The following is a 25754-nucleotide window of genomic DNA, read 5'->3' on the forward strand; positions in this document are numbered from 1 at the left end:
GCACGGACCGAGAGGGGGTCGAGCGTGACCATGCTGGAGAACATCCGGGGACCACGCGACCTGAAGGCGCTGTCCGAGGCGGAACTCGGCGAACTGTCCCACGAGATACGTGAGTTCCTGGTGCAGGCGGTCTCCAGGACCGGGGGGCATCTCGGCCCCAATCTGGGCGTGGTGGAACTGACCCTCGCCCTCCACCGGGTCTTCGAGTCACCGGTCGACCGCATCCTGTGGGACACCGGCCACCAGAGTTACGTACACAAGCTTCTGACGGGGCGTCAGGACTTCTCCAAGCTGCGCGGGAAGGGCGGCCTGTCCGGCTACCCCTCGCGCGAGGAGTCCGAGCACGACGTCATCGAGAACAGCCACGCCTCCACCGCGCTCGGCTGGGCCGACGGCCTCGCCAAGGCCTTCCAGGTGCACGGGGAGAAGGGCCATGTGGTCGCGGTCATCGGCGACGGCGCGCTGACCGGCGGCATGGCCTGGGAGGCGCTGAACAACATCGCGGCCGCGAAGGACCGGCCGCTGATCATCGTCGTCAACGACAACGAGCGCTCCTACGGCCCCACCATCGGCGGCCTCGCCAACCACCTGGCCACCCTGCGCACGACGGACGGCTACGAGAAGGTCCTGGCCTGGGGCAAGGACGTACTCCTGAGGACCCCGGTCGTCGGCACCACGATCTACGAGTCCCTGCACGGCGCGAAGAAGGGCTTCAAGGACGCCTTCGCCCCGCAGGGCATGTTCGAGGACCTGGGCCTGAAGTACGTCGGCCCGATCGACGGCCACAGTGTCAAGGCCGTCGAGTCGGCGCTGCGCCGCGCGAAACGCTTCCACGGCCCGGTTCTCGTGCACTGCCTCACGGAGAAGGGCCGCGGCTACGAGCCCGCCCTCGCCCACGAGGAGGACCACTTCCACACCGTCGGCGTGATGGACCCGCTCACCTGCGAGCCGCTCTCGCCGTCCGGCGGACCGTCCTGGACCTCGGTGTTCGGCGACGAGATCGTGCGGATCGGCGAGGAGCGGGACGACGTCGTCGCCATCACCGCGGCCATGCTGCACCCGGTCGGGCTCACCAAGTTCGCCGAGCGCTTCCCCGACCGCGTGTGGGACGTGGGCATCGCCGAACAGCACGCGGCCGTCTCGGCGGCCGGGCTCGCCACCGGCGGTCTGCACCCCGTCTTCGCCGTCTACGCCACCTTCCTCAACCGCGCCTTCGACCAGCTGCTGATGGACGTCGCCCTGCACCGCTGCGGAGTCACCTTCGTCCTGGACCGGGCGGGCGTGACCGGCGTCGACGGCGCCTCCCACAACGGCATGTGGGACATGTCGATCCTCCAGGTCGTGCCGGGCCTGAGGATCGCCGCCCCGCGCGACGCCGACCAGCTGCGCGCCCAGCTGCGCGAGGCCGTCGCCGTGGACGACGCGCCCACCCTGGTCCGCTATCCGAAGGAGTCGGTGGGCCCCGACATCCCGGCCGTCGGCCACGTCGGCGGCATGGACGTCCTGCATCGCGCCGAACGCCCCGAGGTGCTCCTGGTGGCCGTCGGCGTGATGGCGCCGGTCTGCCTCCAGGCCGCCGACCTGCTGCAGGCGCGCGGCATCAACTGCACGGTGGTGGACCCCCGTTGGGTCAAGCCCGTCGACCCCGCGCTGCCGGGCCTCGCCGCCGAGCACCGGCTGGTGGCCGTCGTGGAGGACAACAGCCGTGCGGGCGGCGTCGGTTCGGCCGTGGCGCTGGCCCTCGGTGACGCCGACGTGGATGTGCCGGTACGGCGGTTCGGCATCCCGGAGCAGTTCCTCGCGCACGCCAAACGCGGCGAGGTGCTGGCCGACATCGGACTCACGCCCGTCGAGATCGCCGGGCGGATCAGCGCGAGCCTGGTCTTCAGGGACGCGGGCGGCCCAGCCAAGGAGAAGGAATGAGCACGGAGTTCGACCTCGGCGCGCTGCTCGCCGAGCGCGGAGCCGAACGCTACGAGCTGCACACGAGGTACCTCAACCCGCAGCTCGGGCGCATGCTGCACACCATCGGCTTCGACAAGGTCTACGAGCGGGCCGAGGGCGCCCACTTCTGGGACGCCGACGGCAACGACTACCTGGACATGCTCGCCGGGTTCGGTGTGATGGGCCTCGGCCGCCACCACCCGGTCGTCCGCAAGGCACTGCACGACGTCCTCGACCTCGACCTCGCCGACCTCACCCGCTTCGACTGCCAGCCGCTGCCCGGCCTGCTCGCCGAACGGCTGCTCGCCCACAGCCCGCACCTGGACCGGGTGTTCTTCGGCAACAGCGGCACCGAAGCGGTCGAGACGGCCCTGAAGTTCGCCCGCTATGCCACCGGCAAGCCGCGGATCCTGTACTGCGACCACGCCTTCCACGGCCTGACCACCGGCTCGCTGTCCGTCAACGGCGAGGACGGCTTCCGCGACGGCTTCGCCCCGCTGCTGCCCGACACCGCCGTACCCCTCGGTGATCTCGACGCCCTGGCGCGGGAGGTGAAGAAGGGCGACGTGGCCGCGCTGATCGTCGAGCCGATCCAGGGCAAGGGCGTGCACGAGGCACCGCCCGGCTATCTGCGCGCCGCCCAGGACCTGCTGCACAAGCACAAGGCGCTGCTGATCGCCGACGAGGTGCAGACCGGCCTCGGCCGCACCGGCGACTTCTACGCCTACCAGCACGAGGACGGCGTCGAGCCCGACCTGGTGTGCGTGGCCAAGGCGCTGTCCGGCGGCTATGTGCCGGTCGGGGCCACCCTCGGCAAGGACTGGATCTTCAAGAAGGTCTACTCGTCCATGGACCGCGTGCTGGTCCACTCGGCGAGCTTCGGCTCCAACGCCCAGGCGATGGCGTGCGGCCTCGCCGTGCTGTCGGTCATGGAGAACGAGCAGATCGTCGCCGGCGTGCGCGGCACGGGCGAGCTGCTGAAGTCCCGGCTGACCGCACTGACCGACAAATACGAGCTGCTCGCCGACGTCCGCGGTCGGGGCCTGATGATCGGCATCGAGTTCGGCCGGCCGTCCTCGCTCAAGCTGCGCAGCCGCTGGACCATGCTCCAGGCCGCCCGCAAGGGCCTGTTCGCCCAGATGGTCGTCGTACCGCTGCTGCAGAAGCACCGGATCCTCACCCAGGTCTCCGGCGACCACCTGGAAGTGATCAAGCTGATCCCGCCGCTGATCATCGACGAGGCCGACGTCGACCGGTTCGTGGACGCCTTCACCGCCGTCATGGACGATGCGCACAGCGGCGGCGGCCTGATGTGGGACTTCGGCAAGACCCTGATCAAGCAGGCGGTGGCGAACCGCTGAGCGTCACCAGAAGAACGGCAGGAAGAGAACGGTTTTTTGCCTCAGAGGCAAGAAAATTGCCGCTCAGGCAAAACAGGTGCTGAATGGAGGCATGAACGCCTCAGACGCCGGGCCGCCGGCGGAGCCGGGTGACGGACTGCCCGTGATCGCGCCGCAGTTGCGTGCACTGCGCCGGCGCGCCGGCCTCACCCTGGAGGCCGCGGCCCGCGCAGCCGGACTCTCGCCCGCCCATCTGTCCCGGCTGGAGACCGGGCAGCGCCAGCCGTCGCTGCCGGTGCTGCTCGCCCTCGCGCGTATCTACGATACGACGGTCTCCGAACTGCTCGGCGAGACGGTCTCCGACCGGGACGCGATCGTGCGGGCCGGCGACATGGAGCCGACCCGGGCGGGCGGCTGGACGTACGTCCAGGCCGGGTCGCCCGGCCGCGGTATGCAGGCCCTGCGCGTGCGCGTGCCGTACGGCTCACAGGGCGACATCGTGCGCGTCCACCCCGGCGAGGAGTGGCTCTACGTCCTCAGGGGCCGCCTGCGCCTGCGGCTCGGCGACACCGTGCATCTGCTCGCGCCCGGCGACAGTGCCCACTTCGACTCGCTCACCCCGCACCGCCTCGCCGCCGAGGACCACGACGGTGTCGAGCTGCTGTTCGTCCACACCCTGCTGCAGAGTCCCATGGCCGCGCTGTGCCTGGGGCCGTCGACCGGAGAGCTGCCATGAGCGACCTCGAGACGAAGTTCCCCCGCTCCCTGTGGATCCGCCTGATCATCTACATCGCCGTCGGCCATGTCCTGGCCGCGTTCCTCTACCTGCTGTTCGCGGTGGGCGGCAAGGGCTGATCCGGGTCAGTTCAGCAGGCGCTCGCGCAGCCGGTCCCGGTCGCCGGGGGTGAGGCCGAGGCCCTGCTCCAGGTAGGTGTCGACCGCGCCCCAGGTGTCCTCGATGCTCTGGAAGGCCGCCTGGAGGTACTCGGCGCGGGCGTCGAAGAGCGGGCTGAGCAGCTCCATCACCTCGGGGGTGTACGCGGTCTCGGCGCTGCCACTGCGACGGACCTTGTAGCGCCGGTGCTTGGCGTTGGACTCCAGGTAGTCGGCGACGATCGCGTCCCGCTCCACGCCGAGGGCGAGGAGCGTGACGGCCATGGAGATGCCCGCGCGGTCCTTGCCGGCCGCGCAGTGCATCAGCGCGGGCACGCTGTCCTCGGTGAGCGCGCGCAGCACCCGGGAGTGCTCGGCGGTGCGCTCCTTGACGATCTTCCGGTAGGAGGCGACCATCCGGGCCGCGCCCTTGCCGTCGGCGAGGATCCCGCGCAGCTGGACGAGGTCGCCGTCCCGGACCATCTGCCAGAACTCGGCGCCGTCCGCCGGGTCGCTCAGCGGCAGGTTCAGATTCCGCACGCCGGGCAGCGCGACGTCCGGGCCCTCCAGCTTCTGGTCGGCCGCGTTGCGGAAGTCGAAGATCGTGTGCAGGCCCAGCGAGGCGAGGAACACGGTGTCGTTCTCGGTCGCGTGCGCGAGGTGCCCGCTGCGGAACAGCACGCCGTGGCGCACCCGCCGTCCGTCCGTGGTCGGCAGGCCGCCCACGTCACGGAAATTGCGTACACCGGCCAGCTCCGGCTCGGTCGACGGGACCTGCTGCGTCACGGGGGCTCCTCCCGGTCGGGCCCCACCGTCGCGGCTCGTCGGCGGGCGCTGTGTCGACGATACGACATCGGTTTCCTCGGGCAAGGAGTTGTCCACAGGCAGGGAGACGAGGGCCGTCGACACGGAAACCAGTTGTCCACAGGCATTGAAACCGAGGGCACGTGAGCCTAATGATGTTTGCACTTGAGCGGATCTGTTGGCACCTGTGAGGTCTTACGTGGTGGACATCGCCGAAGACGGTCGTACCTGGCTCCTCTCGGGGCCCACCAGCAGTTATGCCCTGCATCGCACTGATGCGGACGAACTGCTCCACCTCCACTGGGGGCCACGGATCGCCCTCGCGGACGCCGAGGCGCTGGCCGAGGACCCGCTGCCCGGCTACTGGCCCTTCGAGTCCCCGCTCGACGGCCGCGAGGAGTACCCCGTCGAGGGCGGCCCCCGCTTCGTCCGCCCCGCCCTGTCCGTGCGCACCGAGGAGCGGCGCGGCACCGAGTGGCGTTTCGTGTCGTACGACACCGACACCGAGGGCGAGGGCGAGGGCGAGGAGCTGCGGCTGTGCTTCGACGACGACGGGGTCGCGATCACCCTGCACTACCGGATGCGCGGTGACGTGGTCGAGCGCTGGGTCACCGTGGCGAACGGCGGGCACGCGCGCGTGGAGCTGCTGCGGGCCGACGCGGCGACCTGGACCCTGCCCGACCGCGAGGGCTGGCGGCTGTCCCAGCTGCACGGCCGCTGGGCCGCCGAGTCCCGCCTCACCACCGCCCCCCTCACCTACGGTGAGAAGGTCATCGGCAGCCGCCGCGGCCACACCGGCCACCAGCACCTGCCCTGGGTGGCCCTGGACACCGACGCCACCGAGGAGCGCGGCGAGGTCTACGGCTGCGCGCTCGGCTGGTCCGGCTCCTGGCGCATCGCCGTCGGCCAGCTCCCGGACGCGCGCGTGCAGATCACCGGCGGCGCCGGCTACGACGACTCGGGCCTGTTGATGCTGGAGGCGGGGGAGTCGTACACGAGCCCGGTCTTCGCGGGCCTCTGGTCCGACGGCGGCTTCGGCGGCGCGAGCCGCGCCTGGCACGCCTACCAGCGCGCGTACGTCATCCCGGACGCGGAGCGGGACCGGCCGGTGCTGTTCAACTCCTGGGAGGCGACGACCTTCGACATCTCCGAGGAACAGCAGCTCGCGCTCGCCCGCCGGGCCGCCGAGATCGGCGTGGAGCTGTTCGTGGTGGACGACGGCTGGTTCGGCGCCCGCACCAGCGACCGCGCCGGACTCGGCGACTGGACCCCCAACCCCGACCGCTTCCCGCAGGGCCTCAAGCCCCTCGCCGACCAGGTGCACGGCCTCGGCATGCAGTTCGGCATCTGGGTCGAGCCGGAGATGGTCAACCCGGACAGCGACCTGTACCGCGCGCACCCCGACTGGGTGCAGTACCAAACGGGACGCAAGCGGACGGAACTGCGCAACCAGCTCGTCCTCAACCTCGCCCGCGAGGACGTCCAGGAGTATCTGTGGGAGCAGCTGGACACCCTGCTGTCCAGTGCCCCGATCGACTATGTGAAGTGGGACTTCAACCGCTGCTTCACCGACGCCGGCTGGCCCGGCGAGCCCTACCCGCAGCGGCTGTGGGTGGACCACGTCCACGCCCTGTACGCCCTGCTGGACCGGCTGCGCGCGGCGCACCCCCAGGTCGCCTTCGAGTCCTGCTCGGGCGGCGGCGGCCGGATCGACCTCGGGGTGCTCGGCCGCACCGACCAGGTGTGGACCTCCGACAACACCGACCCGCTGGACCGGCTCGCCATCCAGTACGGCTTCAGCCAGCTCCACCCCGCCCGGGTCATGGCCGCCTGGGTCACCGACAGCCCGAACCATCAGCTCAACGGCCGTGTCAGCACACTGCGGTTCAGGTTCGTCAGCGCGATGGCGGGCGTCCTCGGCGTCGGCGGCGACCTCACGGAGTGGAGCCCCGAGGAACTGGCCGAGGCCCGGCGCTGGGTGGATCTGTACAAGGAGATCCGCCCGGTCGTCCAGCGCGGCGAGCTGTACCGGCTGCGGCCCCCGGCCGGCGGTCTGAGTGCCGTCCAGTACCTCAGTGGCGAGGAGGCGGTGGTCCTCGCCTGGCTCCAGGCGCAGAGCTACGGCGAGCCGGTGCCGGCGCTGCGGCTGCGCGGACTCGACCCGACGGCGTCGTACGAATGCCGCGAAACCGGCGAAATCCACCGCGGGGCAGTCCTGCTGCACCACGGCCTGCGCACCGGACTCAAGGGTGACCTGGATGCGACGGTCATCCGGCTGCGGCGCATCTGAGCCTTCCGCCTGACACGCGGCCGAAGGCCGGACCCACGATCCCCGGGTCCGGCCTTCGGCATGTCCGGCCTCCGCCGCACGGCGTGTGTTGCGGTCACATGGCGGACGCGCCCGGGGAGTCGACAGAAAGGATGGGTGCGGGACACAGTGGTCGCCGTCGACAGCAAGCGCTTACCGCCTGAAAGGAGCCCCGCACATGACGACCACCCGACGGGCCTTCACCGCCCTCGCCGCCGCGGCCGCCGTAGCCGCGCTCGCGCCCGCCCCGGCCGCGAGCGCCGCGCCCCGCCCTCGCCGGCTCCTCGCCCGCGACGACTTCCGGCACGGCCTCGGCCGGTGGGTGACGGAACTCCAGGACGGCGGCAGCGTCACCGCGGCCGACGGAGTCCTGGACATCGATGTGCCCAGCGGCGCGACGGTCTGGTTCCGGCACCGGCTCGACGGACCCTACGTCCTCGAGTACACGGCCACCGCGGTCTCGGAAGGCGGCGCCAACGACCGCGTCTCGGACCTGAACAACTTCTGGAACGCGACGGACGTCCGCTCCCCGGGTGACCTGTTCGCCACTCACCGGACCGGGGCCCTCGCCGAGTACGACTACCTCACGACCTACTACGTGGGCTACGGCGCGAACTACAACACCACCACCCGGCTGCGCCGTTACGTCGGCGAGCCCGGCGTCCGCCCGCTCGTCTACGACTACACCGAGCCGCTGCTGGTCCCGAACCGGCCCAACCACGTACGCGTCGTCTCCGACGGCTCGCTCGTGCAGTGGTGGAACAACGGCCGCCTGGTGTTCGACTACACGGACCCCGAGCCGTACACCGGCGGGTACTTCGGCTTCCGGACCGTGTGGAGCCACCTCAGGGTCAGCGGCTTCCGGGTGTGGCGATCGCACAGTCAACGTCGCTGAAGACTGGAGTATTCCTGAATGGCAAATGATTTAAGAGTGGCTCATCTCACCGTTCGTCAACCCCTGCCTACGGTCGCGTAGGTCACATCCGAAGGGGAATCATGGTCCGACGTGGCAGACGATTCGAAGAATGACAACAGATCAGTGATCGGGTCGTACGTGGCGGTGGGGGACAGCTTCACCGAGGGCGTCGGCGACCCCGGGCCCGACGGGGCGTTCGTGGGCTGGGCCGACCGGTTCGCGGTCCTGCTCGCCGACCGGCGGCCCGAGGGCGATTTCCAGTACACCAATCTCGCGGTCCGCGGGAAGCTGCTCGACCAGATCGTGGAGGACCAGCTCCCGCAGGCCGTCGAACTCGCCCCGGACCTGGTCTCCTTCTGCGCGGGCGGCAACGACATCATCCGCCCGGGCACCGACCCGGACGAGGTGGCCGAGCGTTTCGAGCGGGCCGTGGCCCGGCTGACCGAGGCCGCGGGCACGGTCATGGTGACGACCGGGTTCGACACCCGGGGCGTCCCCCTGCTCAAGCATCTGCGTGGCAAGATCGCCACGTACAACGGGCATGTACGGGCCATCGCCGACCGGTACGGCTGCCCGGTGCTCGACCTGTGGTCCCTGAAGTCCGTACAGGACCGCAGGGCGTGGGACAGCGACCGGCTCCACCTCTCGCCCGAGGGGCACACGCGCGTGGCGCTGCGCGCCGGCCAGGCGCTCGGCCTCGAGACCCCGGCCGACCCGGAGCAGCCGTGGCCGCCGCTGCCGCCCCGGGGCACCCTGGACATCCGCCGCGACGACGTCCACTGGGCCCGCGAGTACCTCGTCCCGTGGATCGGCCGCCGACTGCGCGGCGAGTCCTCCGGCGACCACGTGACGGCGAAGGGCACCCTGTCCCCGGACGACATCAAACACCGCATAGCCTCGGTGGCCTGACCCCATGGCTCCCGCCCCGCTCCCGCACATGTGGCGGGGGCGGGGTACGGCGGGGTTTCCGGAGCCTGTGCGCGGGCGGTCTGCACGGTACCGGTCCCTGCTCAGCCGGGTCTGGCCGGACGCCCTGCCGGCATGCTCACCGCTCCCGATCGGTCAACGCCCTTCGGTCCAGGCCCAGTTCGCGGGCGAGGGCGTCGTCCACCCAGTCCTGGGCCCGGTTGCGTGGCACCGCGCCCGGGTAGGACGTCAGCTGTACCGCCAGGCCGTCCAGCAGCGCGGTCAGTCGCAGTGCGGTACCGGCCGGGTCGGCGCAGGTGAACTCGCCCGCCGTCACGCCCTCGGCGATCACCTCGGCGATCGCCGCCTTCCACTGCTTGTCCAAGTCCCGGGTGACCTCCCGCAGCGCGGGCTCGCGCAGGGCCACGGCCCAGCCCTCGATCCACAGCCGCCAGCCCTTGGCCTGGCCGGTCGGCGCGTACCAGCGCACCGCCGCCCGCAGCCGGCGCAGCGCGGACGTACGCCGCCCGAGCAGCGTGCGCAGACGGGTGAGATCGTCCTCGGCCGCGTAGGCGAACGCGGCGGCGACCAGCCTCTCCTTCGTGGAGAAGTGGTACAGCACCAGCGCGTTGCTCACCCCGAGCGCCGCGGCCACGTCGGCGATCCTGACCGCCGCCACGCCCCGCACCTCGATCTGCCCGATGGCGGCCCGCAGCAGCTCCTCCCGCCGCTCGGCCACGCTCAACCGCACTCTCGCCACGCCGTCACGATAGTGCGTTGTCGTGAGCAGAGCCGAACGGACCAGGTACCTTCCGGCCGTTCGGGTCGGCGGGGGTCCTCACCGGTACCACCCGAAGCGTTCCGCGATCAACGGCAGGCGGTCGGTCGCCAGGGCGTGGGCGGCCGCGCGCGGGGTCGTACCGTCGGCGTCCGCGCGGTCGAGCATCAGGCCGGTCAGGGCGCGCATGGAGCGCCGGATGTGCGCGAAGGCCTCGTCGGCGTCCGCGCCGATGTCGCCGAACAGGGTCCACCACCACCAGGCGTTCGTACCGGAGTTGACCACCACGTCCGGCAGCACGGTCACCCCGCGCGCGGCCAGCAGTGCCTCCGCCTCCGGCAGGACCGGCATGTTGGCGGCCTCCACGATCCAACGGGCGCCGATCCGCTCCTGGTCGTCGGCGTCGATCGCGTACGACACGGCCGCCGGCACCAGCACCTCCGCCTCGACGGACAGCCAGGCGTCGCCGGGCAGTTCACGGTCGCCGGGCCGCAGCGCACGCCGGTCGACGGTGCCGTAACCGTCCCGCGCGGCCAGCAGGGCCTCGACGTCGAGCCCCGCCGGATTGGCGATCGCGCCCTTGATGTCGGCGACCGCCACCACCGTCAGCCCCGCGCGCGTGAGGAACCGCGCCGTGGCCCCGCCCATCGTGCCGAGCCCCTGGACGGCCACACGCGTGCCCGCGTACGGCACCGACGCCCGGTCCAGGGCCGTGAGCACCGACTCGGCGACCCCGCAGCCGCCGGCCAGCTCGTCCAGCCCGATGCCGTCCACCTCGACGGCGAAGGCGTCCGCGAGCCGCGCGCGGGCCGCCGCCTCGTCGTCCAGCAGCGGGTACACCGCCTGGACGGAGGAGACCAGGCCCGCCTCGTCCGCCGCGCGGTCGACCAGGTCCTGGGTGAGACCGAGATCCTCGCCGGTGGTCCAGAAACTCTCGATGTACGGCCGCATGGCGCGCAGATATCGCACCAGCAGCCCGTACGCCTCCGGGGCCCGGGGATCGCAGTCGATGCCGCCCTTGGCGCCGCCGAGCGGGATGTAGCGGCCTTCGGGGTCGTAGTGCAGGGCCTCCTTCATCGTCATGCCGCGGGCGAGCCCCGCCACCTCCTCCAGGGTGCAGCCCGGGCGCATCCGCAGCCCGCCGCTGGCCACGCCGCGCACCAGCCGGTCCACGACCAGGAAGCCCCGGCGGCCGGTGGCGTGGTCGGTCCAGACGAGCGACATCAGGGGCGCGGGCACCCGTTCGACGGCGAGGTCGGGCATGGTGCCTCCCAGGGTATTACTGAATCGTTGGTCAGTATCTGAAGCCGGTCCCCGCCCTGTCAATGTGCTGAACGATGGTTCAGTAGTGCTCGGCGGATACGGCCCGGCACCCCCTGGGGGACCCGGGCTGTCGGAGGCGCCGACCATAATGGGGAGCCTCACCCACTTCACCGGGAGGTACCGTGACCGGTTTGCGTTCCTCGAGCTCCGGGCTCCGCGCGCTGCGGCCGGAGGCCTTCGGCGCGGACCCGGGCGGTGAGCGCATGGCACGCATCCGCCGCTCCCCCCACTTCAAGGACGGCGTCTTCCAGAACCCCGGCGGCACCGCGCGCACCCGGCCCTCCGGCTCCACGCTGGACTTCGCCAAGGTGTTCTTCGACAAGGAGACCCGGCCCCTGCGCGCCCCGAAGGGCACCGTCCCGGTGCACCCCACGACCTTCGCCGACCTGGCCAAGCCGCCCGCCACGGGGCTGCGGCTGACCTGGATGGGGCACTCCAGCGTGCTGGCGGAGATCGACGGCCACCGGGTGCTGTTCGACCCGGTCTGGGGCGAGCGCTGTTCTCCGTTCCCGTTCGCCGGACCCCGGCGGCTGCACCCCGTGCCACTGCCGCTGGCCGCGCTCGGCGAGGTCGACGTGGTCGTGATCTCCCACGACCACTACGACCACCTCGACCTGCCCACGATCAAGGCGCTGGCCGGCACGGACACCCTGTTCGCCGTGCCGCTCGGCGTCGGCGCCCACCTGGAGCAGTGGGGTGTCTCCGCGGACCGGCTGCGCGAGCTGGACTGGCACGAGTCCACCAGAGTCGGCGGCCTCACCCTCACCGCCACCCCGGCCCGCCACTTCTGCGGCCGCGGCCTGCGCAACACCCAGCACACCCTCTGGGCGTCCTGGGTCGTCGCCGGTGAGGAGCACCGGATCTACCACAGCGGCGACACCGGCTATTTCGAGGGCTTCAAGGACATCGGCGCCGCCCACGGCCCGTTCGACGCCACGATGATCCAGATCGGGGCGTACAGCGAGTTCTGGCCCGACATCCACATGCGTCCCGACGAGGGTCTGCGTGCCCACCTGGACCTCCAGGGCGGCGCACCGCACGGCGCGCTGCTGCCGATCCACTGGGGCACCTTCAACCTCGCCCCGCACCCGTGGGCCGAACCGGGGGAGTGGACCAAGGAGGCGGCCGAGGAGGCAGGCCAGGCGGTGGCCCTGCCCCGGCCCGGCGAGCCCTTCGAACCGGAGGGCAAGCTTCCGGCGGAGGCCTGGTGGCGGGGAGTGGCGGGCACGGAGCGCCGTACCTGGCGCTCGGTCGGCGCGCTGGTGGCGGAGCCGCCGACGCGGGGCTGACGCGGCCACGACGACATCGGCGCCGCAGGAGGAGCCCGCCGTGCCTCTCCTGTGCGCCGTCGTGCGCCCCGCGTGCGTTCGATGCGCGGAGTGGCGCTGAGCGAAATTCCGCACCGTCCGGGCCGCGGATTGCTGTGCTGTGCGCATGAAGCAGAGCCCGCACGCCGACGACCGTGTGCCCTTCCTCACCGCCCTGCCGGAATCCGTCTGGGCGGACCTCCAGCGCCTCGGCAGCCCGCGCCGCTACACGCCCCGCGAGGTCCTGATCCGCGAGGGCGACAGCACCCGCGATCTGATACTGCTGCACGAGGGGATCGTCAAGGTCACGGCCCGCACGGACGGCGGTCGCGACGCGCTGCTGGAGATCAGGATCGAGGGCGACGTCGTGGGCGAGATCGCGGCCACGGACCACAGGGCGCGATCGGCCACCGTCACGGCGTGCGGTGACGTCGTCGCCACCGTCATCCCCCAGGGCGACCTGCTGCCCTTTCTCGCCGCCGCCCCCGATGCGTCGATGGCGCTGTACGGCCTGTTCGGCACCGGCTTGCGCCGAGCCGGCCGCCGGCTCCTGGACTTCGCCGGGCATCCGGTGAAGGTGCGGCTGGCCCGCGTCCTCGTGGAACTGGTCACGTCGTACGGCTGCAGTGGCGGGCGGGGCGAGTTGATGATCAGGGTGAACCTCACGCAGGAGGAGTTCGCCGCGCTCACCGGCTCCACCAAGGACACCGTACAGAAGGCACTCGCGCAGCTGCGCGAGGACGGCCTCATCAGCACCGGTACCCGGCGCACCACCATCCGCGACCTCGACCGCCTGCGGCAGCAGGCCCGGCTCGCATAGCAGGCCGCCGACTTCACCGCCACAAAGCCGCATTAATGCGGCTTGATGGTCAACTCTCCCTGTTCTTCGCACAGTTGGGACGCACACCGCACCCGACCACCGAAGGCAGGTGACAAGTCGCCATGACCATCCACCCCAACGCGCCGCAGCACAGGCTGTGTCTCGCGGCCGACGTGGAGCAGTACGGCCGCCTCGACACCCGGGCCCAGTCCGCCGTCCAGGCCGACCTCGTACGGGTCCTGGACGAGGCGGCACGGCTGTCCGGACTGCACCGCACCGCATGGGCCCGCCAGCCGCAGGGCGACCAGGAGTTCGCCGTACTGCCCGCAGGCACCCGGGAAAGCGTCGTGCTGGACCCGTTCGTACGGCACCTGACGGCCGCTCTGGCCGCCGTGAACGCCCACCGCACCACCCGTGTGCGGCTGCGGCTCGCCGTGGACGCCGGGGTGGTCTCGGACGCCGCCCTCGGCCACGCCGGTCCCGCACCGGTCGCCGTCGCGCGCTACCTCGACGCGCCCCAGCTGAAGGCCGTCCTGGCGGCCCTCACCACGACCGACCTCGCAGTGATCGTCTCCGACCGGCTGTACCAGGACGTCGTACGGCTGGGGCAGAACGGCCTCGACCCGGGTCGGTACGTCAAAGTGCACGTCCAGGCGAAGGAGTTCGCAGGGTACGGCTGGATCCATGTCCCCGGCCACGCCCCGGACGAGCTGCGGCCGCTCATCGAGCAGGGGCGGGGACCGGACCTGCCGGCTGCCGGACGGACGGGCCGTGCCGCGCTCACCCAGTACGTCCACCACGGCGCTGCCGTGGGCGGTGACGTCAGCGGAGGCATCACCGTGGGGCTCCCCGCGCCCGTCCCGCCGGCCGACCCCCGCCGCGCACGGTGACGGCGCCGTTCGACGTCCTGCCCGAGGGCAGCGGCGCGCGGGAACAGTGGGCGGACTGCGGGGTCAACGTCGGCCGCAACGTGTACGGCGGCATCCACATCCACCCGGCCGCCTCGGCGAACCCGGGCCCGGCAGACCGACAGCGGCGGGCCGGCCTGATCCGGGCGGCGCGGTACGCGTCGGCGCGGTCACGTCTGGCCGCCCTGTCCCACGCCTGCGCGCGGGCGACCGCGGCCATGTCGGCACTCGGCCCGGCGCGGCCGGACGGGAGGCAGCGATGACATCGTCCGAGACCCCCGGCCTTTTCGACACCATCGCGCGGAGGCTCGCCGCCCCCTACGCCGACGGGCAGGTGAGCCTCGCCGTGCACATCGGTGATCACACGACACACCTCACTGCCCAGCAGGCCAGGGCCACGCTGTACGGCCCCCGGGCCGACCGGACACTGTGGACGCCGATCTGGCGGCAGGCCGTCGTCACGGCCCAGGAGCCCGGGGACGGAGACCGAGGCCACCGGCTCCTCGCCGTCTGGCTCGCGCTCCCCGGGCTGGGCCGGACCCGGTACCGGATCGGTCTCCGGTGGCCCGTCGGACGAGCCGATCTCGAGGCGGAGACCGTGCTCGCCGTCCTCGAAGCTCTGGCCGCGGCCGACCCGCTGGACCCGGATCCCGGCGGCTGCCTCCTCCGGCGCGCCGCGAACCAGATGTGGGCCAGGGCGCGTAGCGGCAGGCGCGAGGTCCCCGTCGCGGACGTGGCGGCGGTCGCGGACGGCCGGCACGTCGCGGAGGCGGAGCCGGGCGCGGACTGGGAGCTGCACATCACACCGCCGCCGCAGCGGGACGGCCTGTCGGCGACGCTCCGCTTCGTCGACGCGGGCACACGCCGGGAAGGGGAGCGACTGGGCGCGCTCGCCCACTGCTCCGGGCTCGCCCACCTGGTGTTCCGGGCCCGGCGGCACGAGGACGCGGACCGTATCGGCACCCTCGCGCTGCTTCCGTCCGGGAGCCGGCCGTGAGCCCGCGGTCCGGACCACCCCTGACCTTCGCCGAGGCCTTCGACCTGCCGCTGAGCGTCGACCTCTGTACGGCCGCCCGCGCCTTCGGCATCTGCCCCGGTACGGCCTACCGGCTGATCCACGACGGCCGTTTCCCCTGCCCGGTGCTCCGCCTCGGCCACCGGTACCGCATCCCCACGGCGTATCTGCTGCGCGCCCTCGGCATCGAGGAGCGGCCCGTCTACGCCGTCGATCTCGAAGCGGGCGCCGCACACGCCGCCCGGCGGCACCCCGCCAACGACCACGGAACGGAGATTCCCGGATGATCACGACCCTGGCCGCCCGTGACGAGCAGGACCGCGACGTCACCTGCTTCGTCATCGGCCCCATCGGCAACTCCTACGCCCCGCACGGCAGTCCGGAGCGGGCGGCGTACGAGCATCACCTCCGCGTCTTCGAGCAGGTGATCGCCCCGGCCTGCGCGAGGTACGGCATGACCCCGCTGCGCGCCGACCGCATCGCGCACGCCGGCGACGTCAACGAGCAGATCTGCCGGCACGTCATCCAGTCCGACCTGGTCATCGCCGACGTGACCGGCGGCAACCCCAACGTGATGTACGAGCTGGGGTTGCGCCACATCACCGGCAAACCCACCATCCACATCGGCGAACACGGGCAGCTGCCCTTCGACATCGCCTCCATCAGGACCATCCACTACGAACGCTCGCGCAGCGGCCTCGCCGACGCCCGCGAAACGATCGAGAACGCGCTGGAGGTGGGGCTGCGCGACGGGTTCGAATCCCTCACCCCGGCCCGTGTGCTGCGCGGGATCCAGCCGGCCGACGGGACCCCCGCCGCGCCCGGGGACACCGCAGAGCAGGACGAGGAGGCGCCGGGCCTGCTGGACGAGTTCGCCGCGATCGAGGACGGCCTGGAACAGGTCACCGAGGACATGGACACGATCACCAAGGCGATCGAGACGATCGCCGCGCTGACCGAGCAGCACGGCGCGGAGATCGCCGGCCTCGCCCAGGCCCATGTGCCGATGAGCGCCCGGCTCGCGGGACTTGCCCGGTACGCCGAGTCGATCAGCTCTCCCGCCGACGAGCTGAAGGACACCGCGCACGCCTTCGCCCGTCGTATGACGAGCCTGGACAGCGGGGTGCGGGCGGCGCTGAGCCTCGTCGAGATCACCCCGCCCGAGGAGTGGGGCGAGGGGACGGACGAGTTCCTGCGTCAGCTCGTCGACCTGGAGGCGACCGCCCAGGAGAGCATGGCGGGGCTGGACGGCATGGGTTCGGCCGCCGACGGTCTGCTGAGCCTCAGCCGGCACGTCCGCAAGCCCGTCAAGAACATCTCCGCCGCCGTGAAGCAGGTCGTCTCGGTCATGGCCTGCGTCGAGGAATGGGCGGGCAAGGCGCGCACCCTGCTCGAGCGGGCCACCGGCTGACCTGTCGCCGGAACCCGCCAACCCAAGGCCAAAGTCGACACTCTCCGTAATCATGCGGGGAGTGTCGTCCCTTGCGGCCGGGGCGCTCCGGACGATTATCGATCTGTCGTACGAGGCTTCATACCAGAGTGGGACGCTCCTCGGGGGACTTTGTCAACTGCCCACCGCACATGATGCTCAGGCAACTACTGTGAGTGTCCGTCGGCGACGGGCGGCCGGATTCCCCGGTTCCGCCGCCCGGCGCCGCGATGACGCATGCCCGCCTCGCGCACCCCGCGAAGGCAGGCCCACGGACCAGTACGAGGACGCAAGCGATGTCTCACCTCCGAGCACCGGCCACGCGCGCCGACCGCCGGGAGGGCGGCCGGCACGGGCGGCCGGTCGCCCGAACGGCTCCCGCACTGCCCGAAACGCACATACGGCCCCAGCTCATGAGGCTCGCCGTACTGCCGCCCCTCGCGGTCGCGCTCAGCGCCAGCGCCGCGGTCCTGTTCAGCATCCGCTCCACCGGCGCCCGTACCGGGCCCGTCCTGTGGGCGGTGCTCGCCGGAGCGGTCACCGTGACGGTCGCCGGCATCCTCATCGCCGCCGTGGCCGCCGACCGTGCCGCCCGCTCGGTCGCCGACCGCGTCGACGTGCTGCGGCGCACCGCCGCGCGCGGCGAGGCCGACCTGCACGCCCTCGTGGACGCGCTGCGCCAGGGCGCGACCCCGCCGCAGCGCACCCCACCGCGCCGGCCGCCCGCGGACGCCGACGACCTCGAACTGCTCGCCGCCGACCTCGCCCGCGCGCACGACGGCGCCGTCACCGCCGTCGTGCGCGCCGCCCAGCTCTCCAGCCAGACGGGCAGCGAGCAGAAGCTGGAGGTCTTCGTCAACCTCGCGCGCCGGCTGCAGTCCCTCGTGCACCGGGAGATCTCGATCCTCGACGAGCTGGAGAACGAGATCGAGGACCCCGACCTGCTCAAGGGCCTGTTCCACGTGGACCACCTGGCCACCCGGATCCGGCGGCACGCCGAGAACCTCGCCGTGCTCGGCGGCGCCGTCTCCCGGCGGCAGTGGAGCAACCCGGTGAGCATGACCGAGGTGCTGCGCTCCGCCATCGCCGAGGTCGAGCAGTACTCCCGGGTCAAACTGGTACCGCCGATCGACGGCGAACTGCGCGGCCACGCCGTCGCCGACGTCATCCACCTGCTCGCCGAACTCATCGAGAACGCCTCGGTGTTCTCCGCCCCGCAGACCCAGGTGCTGCTGCGTACGGGCCTCGTCACCTCCGGGCTCGCCGTGGAGGTCGAGGACCGCGGACTCGGCATGCCCGTCGGCGAACAGAACCGGATGAACGCCCTGCTCGCCGACCCCGACCAGGTCAACGTCGCCAGCCTGCTGGCCGACGGCCGCATCGGGCTCTACGTCGTCTCCCAGCTCGCCCGCCGACACGGCATCCATGTGCGCCTGCAGACCAACATCTACGGCGGTGTCCAGGCCGTACTCGTCGTCCCGCAGGCGTTGTTGGGCACGGCGGCCGCGGCGCCCGGTGAGTCGGCCGGGACCGGCGCGTCGCCGCAGGGGCACGGGCCGCACGGGCCGGCGGAGGCGCAGCCGCAGACCCACCCGCAGCCCCAGACGCGGACCCAGCCGCACGTGCCGGCTGCCGCGCCGGTGTCCTCGCAGGTGACGGGGGGCCGGCCGGGGGACGGGACCGCCGCCGCGCAGGCCGGTGCCGGGCCGGGCCCGGGCACCGGACGGCGGCGGCACGCCCAGCGAGGGACCGGGCGGCACGGTTCGGAAACCGGCTCGGAAACCGGACTTGGGGACAGCCGGTCCCTGGCCGGTGATCCCGGGTGGACCGGTGCCGGGGACGGCTCGGGGCCGCCCGGTGCCGAGGGCCCGTACGGCGGGCGGAGCGGTGGCGCACCGGCGCCCCTTCCGGTGCGCGGTGCCCGGCAGGACCGGCCCACCCCCGCCGCGGCCGTACCCGGCATCGGCGCCGGGGACCGGTCGGCGGTCGAGGCGCACGCCGGCATCCTGCCCACCCCGCGCGCCGGCACCGTGCGCGGCACCATGGGCAAGCCCCAACTGCCCCGCCGCCGCGCCCAGGAGCACATCGTGCCCCAGCTGCGCGGCGGCCCCACACCCCGCCAGGACGCCGACACCGTCCCGGGCCACGACCCGGGCCTGATGGCGGCATTCCAGCGCGGGATCGGACTCGCCGAGGCGCAGCAGCACATGGAACACCTCGAACCCATCGAGAGTACGGCGGTCCTACCCATGGAGCCCGTACCCATGGAAGGGCCGGACCACCTGGAGCCGACACCCATACCTCAAGGGCGCGTCCACGCGCCCGGACTCGACGGTGCCCGTGGCGCCGGCCGGCCCGACGGGAGCGCCCCGGCCGGCTGACCCGCGCGCTACCCCGCTCCACCCCGTCTCGTTTCCCAACTGCCCGCGCTCCCACAGACCTTCGTACCCCAAGGAGTCGATCCACCATGGCGAGCGATGCGCCGACCGCCCAGGCATCCGACCTCGACTGGCTGCTGAGCGGCCTCGTGCAGCGCGTACCGCACACCAGCAGCGCGGTGCTCCTGTCCTGCGACGGGCTGGTGAAGTCCGTGCACGGCCTCGACATCGACAGCGCCGACCACATGGCGGCCCTGGCGTCCGGCCTGTACTCCCTCGGCCGCAGCGCGGGCATCCGGTTCGGCGACGGCGGGGACGTCCGCCAGGTCGTCGTCGAGCTCGACTCGACCCTGCTGTTCGTCACCACCGCCGGCTCCGGCACCTGCCTCGCCGTGCTCGCCGGACGCGAGGCCGACGCCGCCGTGCTCGGCTACGAGATGGCGATGCTCGTCAAGAGCGTCCGTCCCTACCTGGTGACCGCGCCCCGCCAGCACCCCGTCGACTCCGCGGCGACGAGGCCTTGAGCGTGGCCGCAGCCGGCGACGGGCCCTGGCTGGACGACGCGGCCGGACGGCTGGTGCGCCCGTTCACGATCAGCAACGGACGGACCGAGCCCAGCGTCGCCCTGGACCTGATGTCGCAGGTGATGGCCACCGGCGTCGCTCCGCTCGGCTATCTCGGCCCCGAGCACGCCCAAGCGCTGGACCTGTGCCGCGCGCCCGTCTCGGTCGCCGAGGTCGCCGCACATCTGAAGCTGCCCGCGGTGGTCACCAAGGTGCTGCTCTCGGACCTCGTCGACTGCGAGGTGCTGACCACCAAGCCCCCCGTCTTCCACCACACACCCACTGACCGGTCTCTGCTGGAGGCAGTGCTCGATGGACTACGACGACAGCTCTGACCCGTTCCCGACCGCGCTGAAAATCCTGGTGGCGGGCGGGTTCGGGGTCGGCAAGACGACCTTCGTGGGCGCGGTCAGCGAGATCGCCCCGCTCAGTACGGAGGAGCTGCTCACCACGGTCAGCGTCGGAACGGACAGTCTCGACGGCATCGAGAACAAGATGGAGACCACGGTCGCCATGGACTTCGGCCGGATCACCCTCGATCCGGACCACGTGCTGTACCTGTTCGGCACGCCGGGGCAGGAGCGGTTCTGGTTCATGTGGGACGAGCTGTCCGAGGGCGCGCTCGGCGCGGTGATCCTCGCCGACACCCGGCGCCTGCAGGACTGCTTCGCGGCCGTGGACTTCTTCGAGGAGCGCGGGCTCGGTTTCATCGTCGCCATCAACGAGTTCGACGGCGGCTATCGCTACGACCCCGAAGAGGTCCGCGCCGCCATCGACCTCGACCCGGAGATCCCCATCGTCCGCTGCGACGCGCGGATCTCCAGCTCCGGCGTGCAGACCCTGCTCACCCTCGTACGCCACCTCCTCGCCCACGCTCCGGCGACCGCGCCGAGCCATGGCGCCCACATGTGATCCCGCCCTATTGCCCACGGAGTTCCTATATGAGGTATGCCCACAGCGCCGAACCCCAGCCAGGAGTACGGCCCGGAGCCCGGCCATGAGCTACGAGCCACCCCGGCCGGTCCGGGGTCTGCTGCTCACCCCCGAGGACAAGGAGGCCCCCGCCCGCGTCCGCCGACTGCGCCTGCTCGGCCTGGTGGACCGCCCCGATCCCGCGCTCGACGTCTTCGCCGCCCATCTCGCCCAACTCACCGGCGCGCCGTACGCCATGGTCAACTTCATCGGCGAGGAACACCAGTTCTTCGCCGGGCTGAGCGCCCCCGCCGTCGCGCCGGTCGTCCGCGAGGACGGCAGCAGCGCCGAGCTCGGCCGGGTCCTGCCCCGGGACCATGGGTTCTGCCCCCATGTGGTGGTCCGCCACAAGGCGCTGGTCCTGGAGGACGTCCGTGACTACCCGCGCTTCGCCGGCAACCCGGTCGTCGACGCCTATGGCATCCGCTCCTATATGGGCGCCCCACTGATCGACCGCTCCGGTATGGCGCTCGGCACCGTGTGCGCGGCCGACACCGAGCCCCGGGTCTGGGGGAGGGCCGGCCTGGAGACCATCAAGGCGCTGGCCGCCGACCTCGTCGTACGCCTCGAACGAAGCGCCGAGGACGGACTGCCCCTGTGACGGACGACGGCATCCCTTCTCCTCCCGCACCTGGGGCGTGAAGGAAAGCTGAGGCGGCGGTTAAGAAAAGCTCGATGGACCCGCGGCCCGCGCATACGGCAGATTGCGGGGTGATTCCACCCCTCTGACCCGGTGCGGGCTTCTTCGGTATGCCCGCGGGCCGGGACCTCACCCACAGGAGCCGCACGCGTGAAGGCGCTGGTCAAGGAGAAGGCGGAGCCGGGACTCTGGCTGACGGACGTCCCGGAGCCGGAGATCGGTCCCGGTGACGTACTGATCAAGGTCATGCGGACCGGTATCTGCGGCACCGACCTGCACATCCGGGCCTGGGACGGCTGGGCGCAGCAGGCGATCCGCACCCCGCTCACGGTCGGGCACGAGTTCGTCGGGCAGGTCGTCGAGACCGGCCGCGACGTGAGCGACATCCGCATAGGGGACCGGGTCAGCGGCGAGGGTCATCTGGTGTGCGGCAAGTGCCGCAACTGCCTGGCCGGCCGCCGTCACCTGTGCCGGGCCACCGTCGGCCTCGGCGTCGGCCGCGACGGGGCGTTCGCCGAGTACGTCGCCCTGCCCGCGAGCAATGTGTGGGTGCACCGGGTGCCCGTCGACCTCGACGTGGCCGCGATCTTCGACCCGTTCGGCAACGCCGTGCACACCGCACTGTCCTTCCCGCTGGTCGGCGAGGACGTCCTGATCACCGGCGCCGGACCGATCGGCCTGATGGCCGCCGCCGTGGCCCGGCACGCCGGCGCCCGCAACGTCGTCGTCACCGACGTCAGCGAGGAGCGCCTGGAGCTGGCCCGCAAGATCGGCGTGAGCCTCGCCCTGAACGTCGCGCAGACCACCATCGCCGACGGCCAGCGCGAGCTGGGACTGCGCGAGGGCTTCGACATCGGCCTGGAGATGTCCGGCCGCCCCGAGGCCATGCGGGACATGATCGCCAACATGACGCACGGCGGCCGGATCGCCATGCTCGGCCTGCCCGCCCAGGAGTTCCCGGTCGACTGGTCCCGGATCGTCACCTCGATGATCACCATCAAGGGCATCTACGGCCGCGAGATGTTCGAGACCTGGTACGCGATGTCGGTGCTGCTGGAAGGCGGCCTGGACCTCGCCCCCGTGATCACCGGCCGGTACGGCTACCGCGACTTCGAGGCGGCCTTCGCCGACGCCGCGAGCGGCAAGGGCGGCAAGGTCATCCTCGACTGGACTGCGTGAGCAGCAGCGTCGTAACTCCCTTCCCCCGCAAGCACCTTCAGGAGAGCCCTTCATGTTCGAGACCGTCCGCGACGACCTGCGCGCCACCCTCGACGAGATCCGCGCCGCCGGTCTGCACAAGCCCGAGCGGGTCATCGGCACCCCGCAGTCCGCGACCGTGGGCGTCACCGCCGGCGGCCGCCCCGGCGAGGTCCTCAACTTCTGCGCCAACAACTACCTCGGCCTGGCCGACCACCCGGAGGTGATCGCCGCCGCCCACGAGGCCCTCGACCGCTGGGGCTACGGCATGGCCTCCGTCCGCTTCATCTGCGGCACCCAGGAGGTCCACAAGGAGCTGGAGGCGCGCCTGTCGGCCTTCCTCGGCCAGGAGGACACGATCCTGTACTCCTCCTGCTTCGACGCCAACGGCGGTGTCTTCGAGACCCTGCTCGGCGAGGAGGACGCGGTGATCTCCGACGCCCTCAACCACGCCTCCATCATCGACGGCATCCGCCTGTCCAAGGCCCGCCGCTTCCGTTACGCCAACCGCGACCTCGCCGACCTGGAAGCGAAGCTGAAGGAGGCGTCCGACGCCCGGCGCCGGCTGATCGTCACCGACGGCGTCTTCTCCATGGACGGCTACGTCGCCCCGCTGCGCGAGATCTGCGACCTCGCCGACCGCTACGACGCGATGGTCATGGTCGACGACTCGCACGCCGTCGGCTTCGTCGGCCCGACCGGCCGCGGCACTCCCGAACTGCACGGTGTCATGGACCGCGTCGACATCATCACCGGCACCCTCGGCAAGGCCCTCGGCGGCGCCTCCGGCGGTTATGTCGCGGCCCGCGCCGAGATCGTCGCCCTGCTGCGCCAGCGCTCCCGGCCGTACCTGTTCTCCAACACCCTCGCCCCGGTGATCGCCGCCGCCTCCCTGAAGGTCCTCGACCTGCTGGAGTCGGCCGACGACCTGCGCGTGCGGCTGAACGAGAACACCGCCCTGTTCCGCCGCCGGATGACCGAGGAGGGCTTCGACATCCTCCCCGGCGACCACGCCATCGCCCCCGTGATGATCGGCGACGCCGCCGAGGCGGGCCGCATGGCCGAGCTGCTGCTGGAGCGCGGCGTGTACGTGATCGGCTTCTCCTACCCGGTCGTCCCGCAGGGCCAGGCCCGGATCCGCGTCCAGCTGTCCGCCGCGCACTCCACGGCCGACGTCAACCGCGCGGTCGACGCGTTCGTCGCCGCCCGCGCCGAGCTGGCGGTCTGACCAGCGCCGACAGCTGGGGATAATTGAGGACATGATCGAAGCACGGCGGCTCCACATCCTCCGTGCGGTGGCCGACCACCGCACGGTCACCGCGGCGGCCGCCGCGCTCTATCTCACCCCCTCCGCGGTCTCCCAGCAGCTGACCGCGCTGGAGCAGGAGACCGGCCACCGGCTGGTCGAGCGCAGCGCCAAGGGGGTGCGGCTCACCCCGGCCGGCGAGATCCTGCTGAGCCACACCAACGCGGTCCTCGCCCAGCTGGAGCGGGCCGAGGCGGAGCTGGCCGCCTACGGCTCGGGCGAGGCGGGCACGGTCACGGTGGCCGCCTTCGCGACCGGCATCGCCCAGGTCGTGGCCCCGGCCGTGGCCCGGCTCGCGGACACCGCGCCCGGCATCCGGATCCGGGTCCAGGACGCCGAGGGCGACGCGAGCCTGCCCATGGTGCTGGACCGGCAGGTCGACGTGGCGGTCGCCGTGGAGTACCGGGGCGCCCCGCCCGCCGACGACCCCCGGCTCACCCATGTCCCGCTCTACGCCGAGCCGTTCGACGCCGTCGTACCCGTCGGGCACCGCCTCGCGGACACCGCCGAGGTCCCCCTCGCCGAGCTGGCCAAGGACCCCTGGATCGGCCCGTACCCCGGCAACCCCTGCCACGACGTGGTCGTCCTCGCCTGCGAGAACGCCGGCTTCCAGCCCCGCCTGGAGCACTCCTCCGACGACTTCCGCGCCGTCGTCGCCCTCGCCTCGGCGGGCGCGGGGGTTGCCCTCGTACCGCGCTCTGCCCTGAACGGCATGGACCTGACCGGCGTGATCGTCCGCCCCGTCGACGGCGTGGCCCCGACCCGCCGCGTCTTCGCCGCCGTACGGCGCGGAGCCGAGGGGCACCCGCTGATCCGCCCGGTGCTGGAGGCGCTGGGGCGGGCGGCGCAGGAGGCGTGAGCGCCCGCGAGATGTGAGGCTTCCGTAACCCCGGTGTCTCATATCGGGGATAACGTCCCGGAGATGAGAAGCGCGGAGGATCCCCTCGACACCCGGCTCGGCACCCGGCTGGCCGAGCTGCGCGCCCAACACGGCTGGTCCCTGGGCGAGTTGGCGGAGCGCAGCGGAGTGAGCCGGTCGACCCTCTCGCGCGCCGAACGCGCCGAGATCAGCCCCACCGCCGCCCTGCTCAACCGGCTCTGCCATGTCTACGGCCGCACGATGTCCCAGCTGCTCAGCGAGGTCGAGGCGGAACCGGCCCCGCTGGTCCGGGCCGCCGACCAGCGGATCTGGGAGGACCCCGCCTCCGGTTTCGTACGGCGGTCCGTCTCCCCGCCGCACCCCGGCCTGCGCGGCGAACTGGTCGAGGGCCGGCTCGCGCCGGGCGCCGACATCGCCTACGACCGGCCGCCCGTGAGCGGCCTGGAACAGCATCTGTGGGTGCTCGACGGGGCCCTGGAAGTCACCGCCGGGGACCGGGCCCACCACCTCGACACCGGCGACTGCCTGCGGATGCGGGTCTTCGGCCCGACCCGGTTCCGCTGTGCCGGATCCGGCGAGACACGGTACGTGCTGGCGGTGGTGCGGCCGTGAGGGTGGAGCGCTGGGACGGCACGCAGGTACGGGAGCGGGCCGGGGAGCTGGCGGAGCTGCTGGCCGACACGGTGGCCGGCGGTGCCTCGGTCGGCTTCCTCGCGCCGCTCGCCCAGGAGGAGGCCGCCGCGTGGTGGCGGGAGCGGGCGGACGCGACGGCGGCGGCCCGGCTCGCCGTCTGGGCGGCCGTCGACGCTGGCCACCGGATCACCGGCACCGTGAGCCTGGCGTACCCCGACAAACCGAACAGCCGTCATCGCGCGGAACTGGTGAAACTGATGGTGCGCCGCACCGCGCGGGGCCAGGGCCTCGGCCGCCGCCTCCTCACCACCGCCGAGCAGGCGGCCGCCGCGACCGGCATCAGCCTGCTCCATCTCGACACCGAGACCGGCAGCCCCGCCGAGCTGCTCTACCGCTCGGCGGGCTGGACGCAGGCAGGTGTCATCCCCGACTACGCGCTCAGCCCGGCGGGCGAGTTGCGGCCGACCACGCTGTACTTCAAGCGGCTCAGCGGGTGACTGTCAGTGGCAGGAGC

27 protein-coding genes are annotated in these 25754 nt (G+C 72.2%); 24 read left to right on the forward strand and 3 right to left on the reverse strand.

Annotated elements, in window-relative coordinates; genetic code table 11:
• Window positions 1-24: 24 nt before the first annotated feature.
• From dxs to ACH47Z_RS22625, 4 genes are all read left to right on the forward strand, one after another.
• On the forward strand, window positions 25-1923 hold the full coding sequence (dxs, locus tag ACH47Z_RS22610; RefSeq protein ID WP_399076315.1) for a 1-deoxy-D-xylulose-5-phosphate synthase: 1899 nt from the start codon (window positions 25-27) through the stop codon (window positions 1921-1923).
• The gene (locus tag ACH47Z_RS22615) at window positions 1920-3305 is read left to right on the forward strand and encodes an aspartate aminotransferase family protein (protein WP_399076317.1); all 1386 of its coding nucleotides are present in this window, start codon (window positions 1920-1922) and stop codon (window positions 3303-3305) included. Before dxs ends, ACH47Z_RS22615 begins: the two co-directional genes overlap by 4 nt.
• Window positions 3306-3396: 91 nt before the next feature.
• The gene (locus ACH47Z_RS22620; protein ID WP_399076320.1) at window positions 3397-4020 is read left to right on the forward strand and encodes a helix-turn-helix domain-containing protein; all 624 of its coding nucleotides are present in this window, start codon (window positions 3397-3399) and stop codon (window positions 4018-4020) included.
• A complete protein-coding gene (locus ACH47Z_RS22625; protein ID WP_399076322.1) occupies window positions 4017-4139 on the forward strand; it encodes a DUF6126 family protein in 123 nt (40 codons plus the stop codon). Before ACH47Z_RS22620 ends, ACH47Z_RS22625 begins: the two co-directional genes overlap by 4 nt.
• A 6-nt stretch (window positions 4140-4145) precedes the next feature.
• Here ACH47Z_RS22625 and ACH47Z_RS22630 read toward each other — a convergent pair whose 3' ends face one another.
• Window positions 4146-4943 (reverse strand): tyrosine-protein phosphatase, encoded by a 798-nt coding sequence (locus ACH47Z_RS22630; RefSeq protein ID WP_399076324.1) that lies wholly within the window; start codon window positions 4941-4943, stop codon window positions 4146-4148.
• A gap of 217 nt (window positions 4944-5160) precedes the next feature.
• Between ACH47Z_RS22630 and ACH47Z_RS22635 the strand changes: the two genes are divergently transcribed.
• From ACH47Z_RS22635 to ACH47Z_RS22645, 3 genes are all read left to right on the forward strand, one after another.
• A complete protein-coding gene (locus tag ACH47Z_RS22635; protein ID WP_399076458.1) occupies window positions 5161-7251 on the forward strand; it encodes an alpha-galactosidase in 2091 nt (696 codons plus the stop codon).
• Between the two features lie 196 nt (window positions 7252-7447).
• On the forward strand, window positions 7448-8164 hold the full coding sequence (locus ACH47Z_RS22640) for a DUF6250 domain-containing protein (protein ID WP_399076327.1): 717 nt from the start codon (window positions 7448-7450) through the stop codon (window positions 8162-8164).
• A 144-nt stretch (window positions 8165-8308) separates the two neighbouring features.
• Window positions 8309-9094, forward strand: a complete 786-nt coding sequence (locus ACH47Z_RS22645) for an SGNH/GDSL hydrolase family protein (RefSeq protein WP_399076461.1) — start codon at window positions 8309-8311, stop codon at window positions 9092-9094.
• Between the two features lie 136 nt (window positions 9095-9230).
• On the opposite strand, the gene ACH47Z_RS22650 is transcribed toward ACH47Z_RS22645, so the two are convergent.
• Window positions 9231-9851, reverse strand: a complete 621-nt coding sequence (locus ACH47Z_RS22650) for a TetR family transcriptional regulator C-terminal domain-containing protein (RefSeq protein ID WP_399076329.1) — start codon at window positions 9849-9851, stop codon at window positions 9231-9233.
• A gap of 78 nt (window positions 9852-9929) precedes the next feature.
• Complete coding sequence (locus ACH47Z_RS22655; protein WP_399076463.1) at window positions 9930-11108, reverse strand: Glu/Leu/Phe/Val dehydrogenase dimerization domain-containing protein; 1179 nt, start codon at window positions 11106-11108, stop codon at window positions 9930-9932.
• Window positions 11109-11314: 206 nt separating this feature from the next.
• Here ACH47Z_RS22655 and ACH47Z_RS22660 point away from each other — a divergent pair, with 206 nt between their 5' ends.
• The 17 genes from ACH47Z_RS22660 (at window position 11315) to ACH47Z_RS22740 (ending at window position 25737) form a co-directional block, all read left to right on the forward strand.
• Window positions 11315-12481 carry an MBL fold metallo-hydrolase gene (locus ACH47Z_RS22660; RefSeq protein WP_399076331.1) on the forward strand — a complete coding sequence of 389 codons (1167 nt, stop codon included), beginning with the start codon at window positions 11315-11317 and terminating at the stop codon, window positions 12479-12481.
• Window positions 12482-12626: 145 nt separating this feature from the next.
• Entirely contained in the window at window positions 12627-13319 is a 693-nt protein-coding gene (locus ACH47Z_RS22665; protein ID WP_399076333.1) for a Crp/Fnr family transcriptional regulator, read from the forward strand.
• 122 nt (window positions 13320-13441) lie between these two features.
• Entirely contained in the window at window positions 13442-14209 is a 768-nt protein-coding gene (locus tag ACH47Z_RS22670) for a hypothetical protein (protein WP_399076335.1), read from the forward strand.
• The gene (locus tag ACH47Z_RS22675) at window positions 14206-14490 is read left to right on the forward strand and encodes a hypothetical protein (protein ID WP_399076337.1); all 285 of its coding nucleotides are present in this window, start codon (window positions 14206-14208) and stop codon (window positions 14488-14490) included. The genes ACH47Z_RS22670 and ACH47Z_RS22675 overlap by 4 nt, the downstream gene beginning before the upstream one ends.
• Complete coding sequence (locus ACH47Z_RS22680) at window positions 14487-15224, forward strand: hypothetical protein (protein WP_399076339.1); 738 nt, start codon at window positions 14487-14489, stop codon at window positions 15222-15224. The genes ACH47Z_RS22675 and ACH47Z_RS22680 overlap by 4 nt, the downstream gene beginning before the upstream one ends.
• Window positions 15221-15529, forward strand: a complete 309-nt coding sequence (locus ACH47Z_RS22685) for a helix-turn-helix domain-containing protein (RefSeq protein WP_399076341.1) — start codon at window positions 15221-15223, stop codon at window positions 15527-15529. The genes ACH47Z_RS22680 and ACH47Z_RS22685 overlap by 4 nt, the downstream gene beginning before the upstream one ends.
• The gene (locus ACH47Z_RS22690) at window positions 15526-16653 is read left to right on the forward strand and encodes a hypothetical protein (protein ID WP_399076343.1); all 1128 of its coding nucleotides are present in this window, start codon (window positions 15526-15528) and stop codon (window positions 16651-16653) included. The genes ACH47Z_RS22685 and ACH47Z_RS22690 overlap by 4 nt, the downstream gene beginning before the upstream one ends.
• A gap of 314 nt (window positions 16654-16967) precedes the next feature.
• The gene (locus tag ACH47Z_RS22695; protein WP_399076345.1) at window positions 16968-19052 is read left to right on the forward strand and encodes an ATP-binding protein; all 2085 of its coding nucleotides are present in this window, start codon (window positions 16968-16970) and stop codon (window positions 19050-19052) included.
• A gap of 86 nt (window positions 19053-19138) precedes the next feature.
• Window positions 19139-19573: a roadblock/LC7 domain-containing protein gene (locus tag ACH47Z_RS22700; protein ID WP_399076347.1), complete on the forward strand. Its 435-nt coding sequence runs from the start codon at window positions 19139-19141 to the stop codon at window positions 19571-19573.
• A gap of 2 nt (window positions 19574-19575) precedes the next feature.
• A complete protein-coding gene (locus tag ACH47Z_RS22705) occupies window positions 19576-19947 on the forward strand; it encodes a DUF742 domain-containing protein (RefSeq protein WP_399076349.1) in 372 nt (123 codons plus the stop codon).
• Window positions 19925-20524 (forward strand): GTP-binding protein, encoded by a 600-nt coding sequence (locus ACH47Z_RS22710; protein WP_399076351.1) that lies wholly within the window; start codon window positions 19925-19927, stop codon window positions 20522-20524. Before ACH47Z_RS22705 ends, ACH47Z_RS22710 begins: the two co-directional genes overlap by 23 nt.
• Before the next feature lie 85 nt (window positions 20525-20609).
• Entirely contained in the window at window positions 20610-21185 is a 576-nt protein-coding gene (locus tag ACH47Z_RS22715; protein WP_399076354.1) for a GAF domain-containing protein, read from the forward strand.
• Between the two features lie 189 nt (window positions 21186-21374).
• Complete coding sequence (tdh, locus tag ACH47Z_RS22720; RefSeq protein WP_399076356.1) at window positions 21375-22403, forward strand: L-threonine 3-dehydrogenase; 1029 nt, start codon at window positions 21375-21377, stop codon at window positions 22401-22403.
• 52 nt (window positions 22404-22455) lie between these two features.
• Window positions 22456-23649, forward strand: a complete 1194-nt coding sequence (locus tag ACH47Z_RS22725) for a glycine C-acetyltransferase (protein ID WP_399076358.1) — start codon at window positions 22456-22458, stop codon at window positions 23647-23649.
• A gap of 31 nt (window positions 23650-23680) precedes the next feature.
• A complete protein-coding gene (locus ACH47Z_RS22730; RefSeq protein WP_399076360.1) occupies window positions 23681-24586 on the forward strand; it encodes a LysR substrate-binding domain-containing protein in 906 nt (301 codons plus the stop codon).
• A gap of 63 nt (window positions 24587-24649) precedes the next feature.
• Window positions 24650-25219, forward strand: coding sequence for a helix-turn-helix domain-containing protein (locus ACH47Z_RS22735; RefSeq protein WP_399076362.1), 570 nt, complete (start codon window positions 24650-24652; stop codon window positions 25217-25219).
• On the forward strand, window positions 25216-25737 hold the full coding sequence (locus ACH47Z_RS22740; RefSeq protein WP_399076364.1) for a GNAT family N-acetyltransferase: 522 nt from the start codon (window positions 25216-25218) through the stop codon (window positions 25735-25737). The genes ACH47Z_RS22735 and ACH47Z_RS22740 overlap by 4 nt, the downstream gene beginning before the upstream one ends.
• Window positions 25738-25754 lie beyond the last annotated feature (17 nt).

This window comes from Streptomyces sp. NPDC020192, assembly GCF_044388685.1.
In the GTDB taxonomy this organism is placed as follows: Bacteria; Actinomycetota; Actinomycetes; order Streptomycetales; family Streptomycetaceae; genus Streptomyces.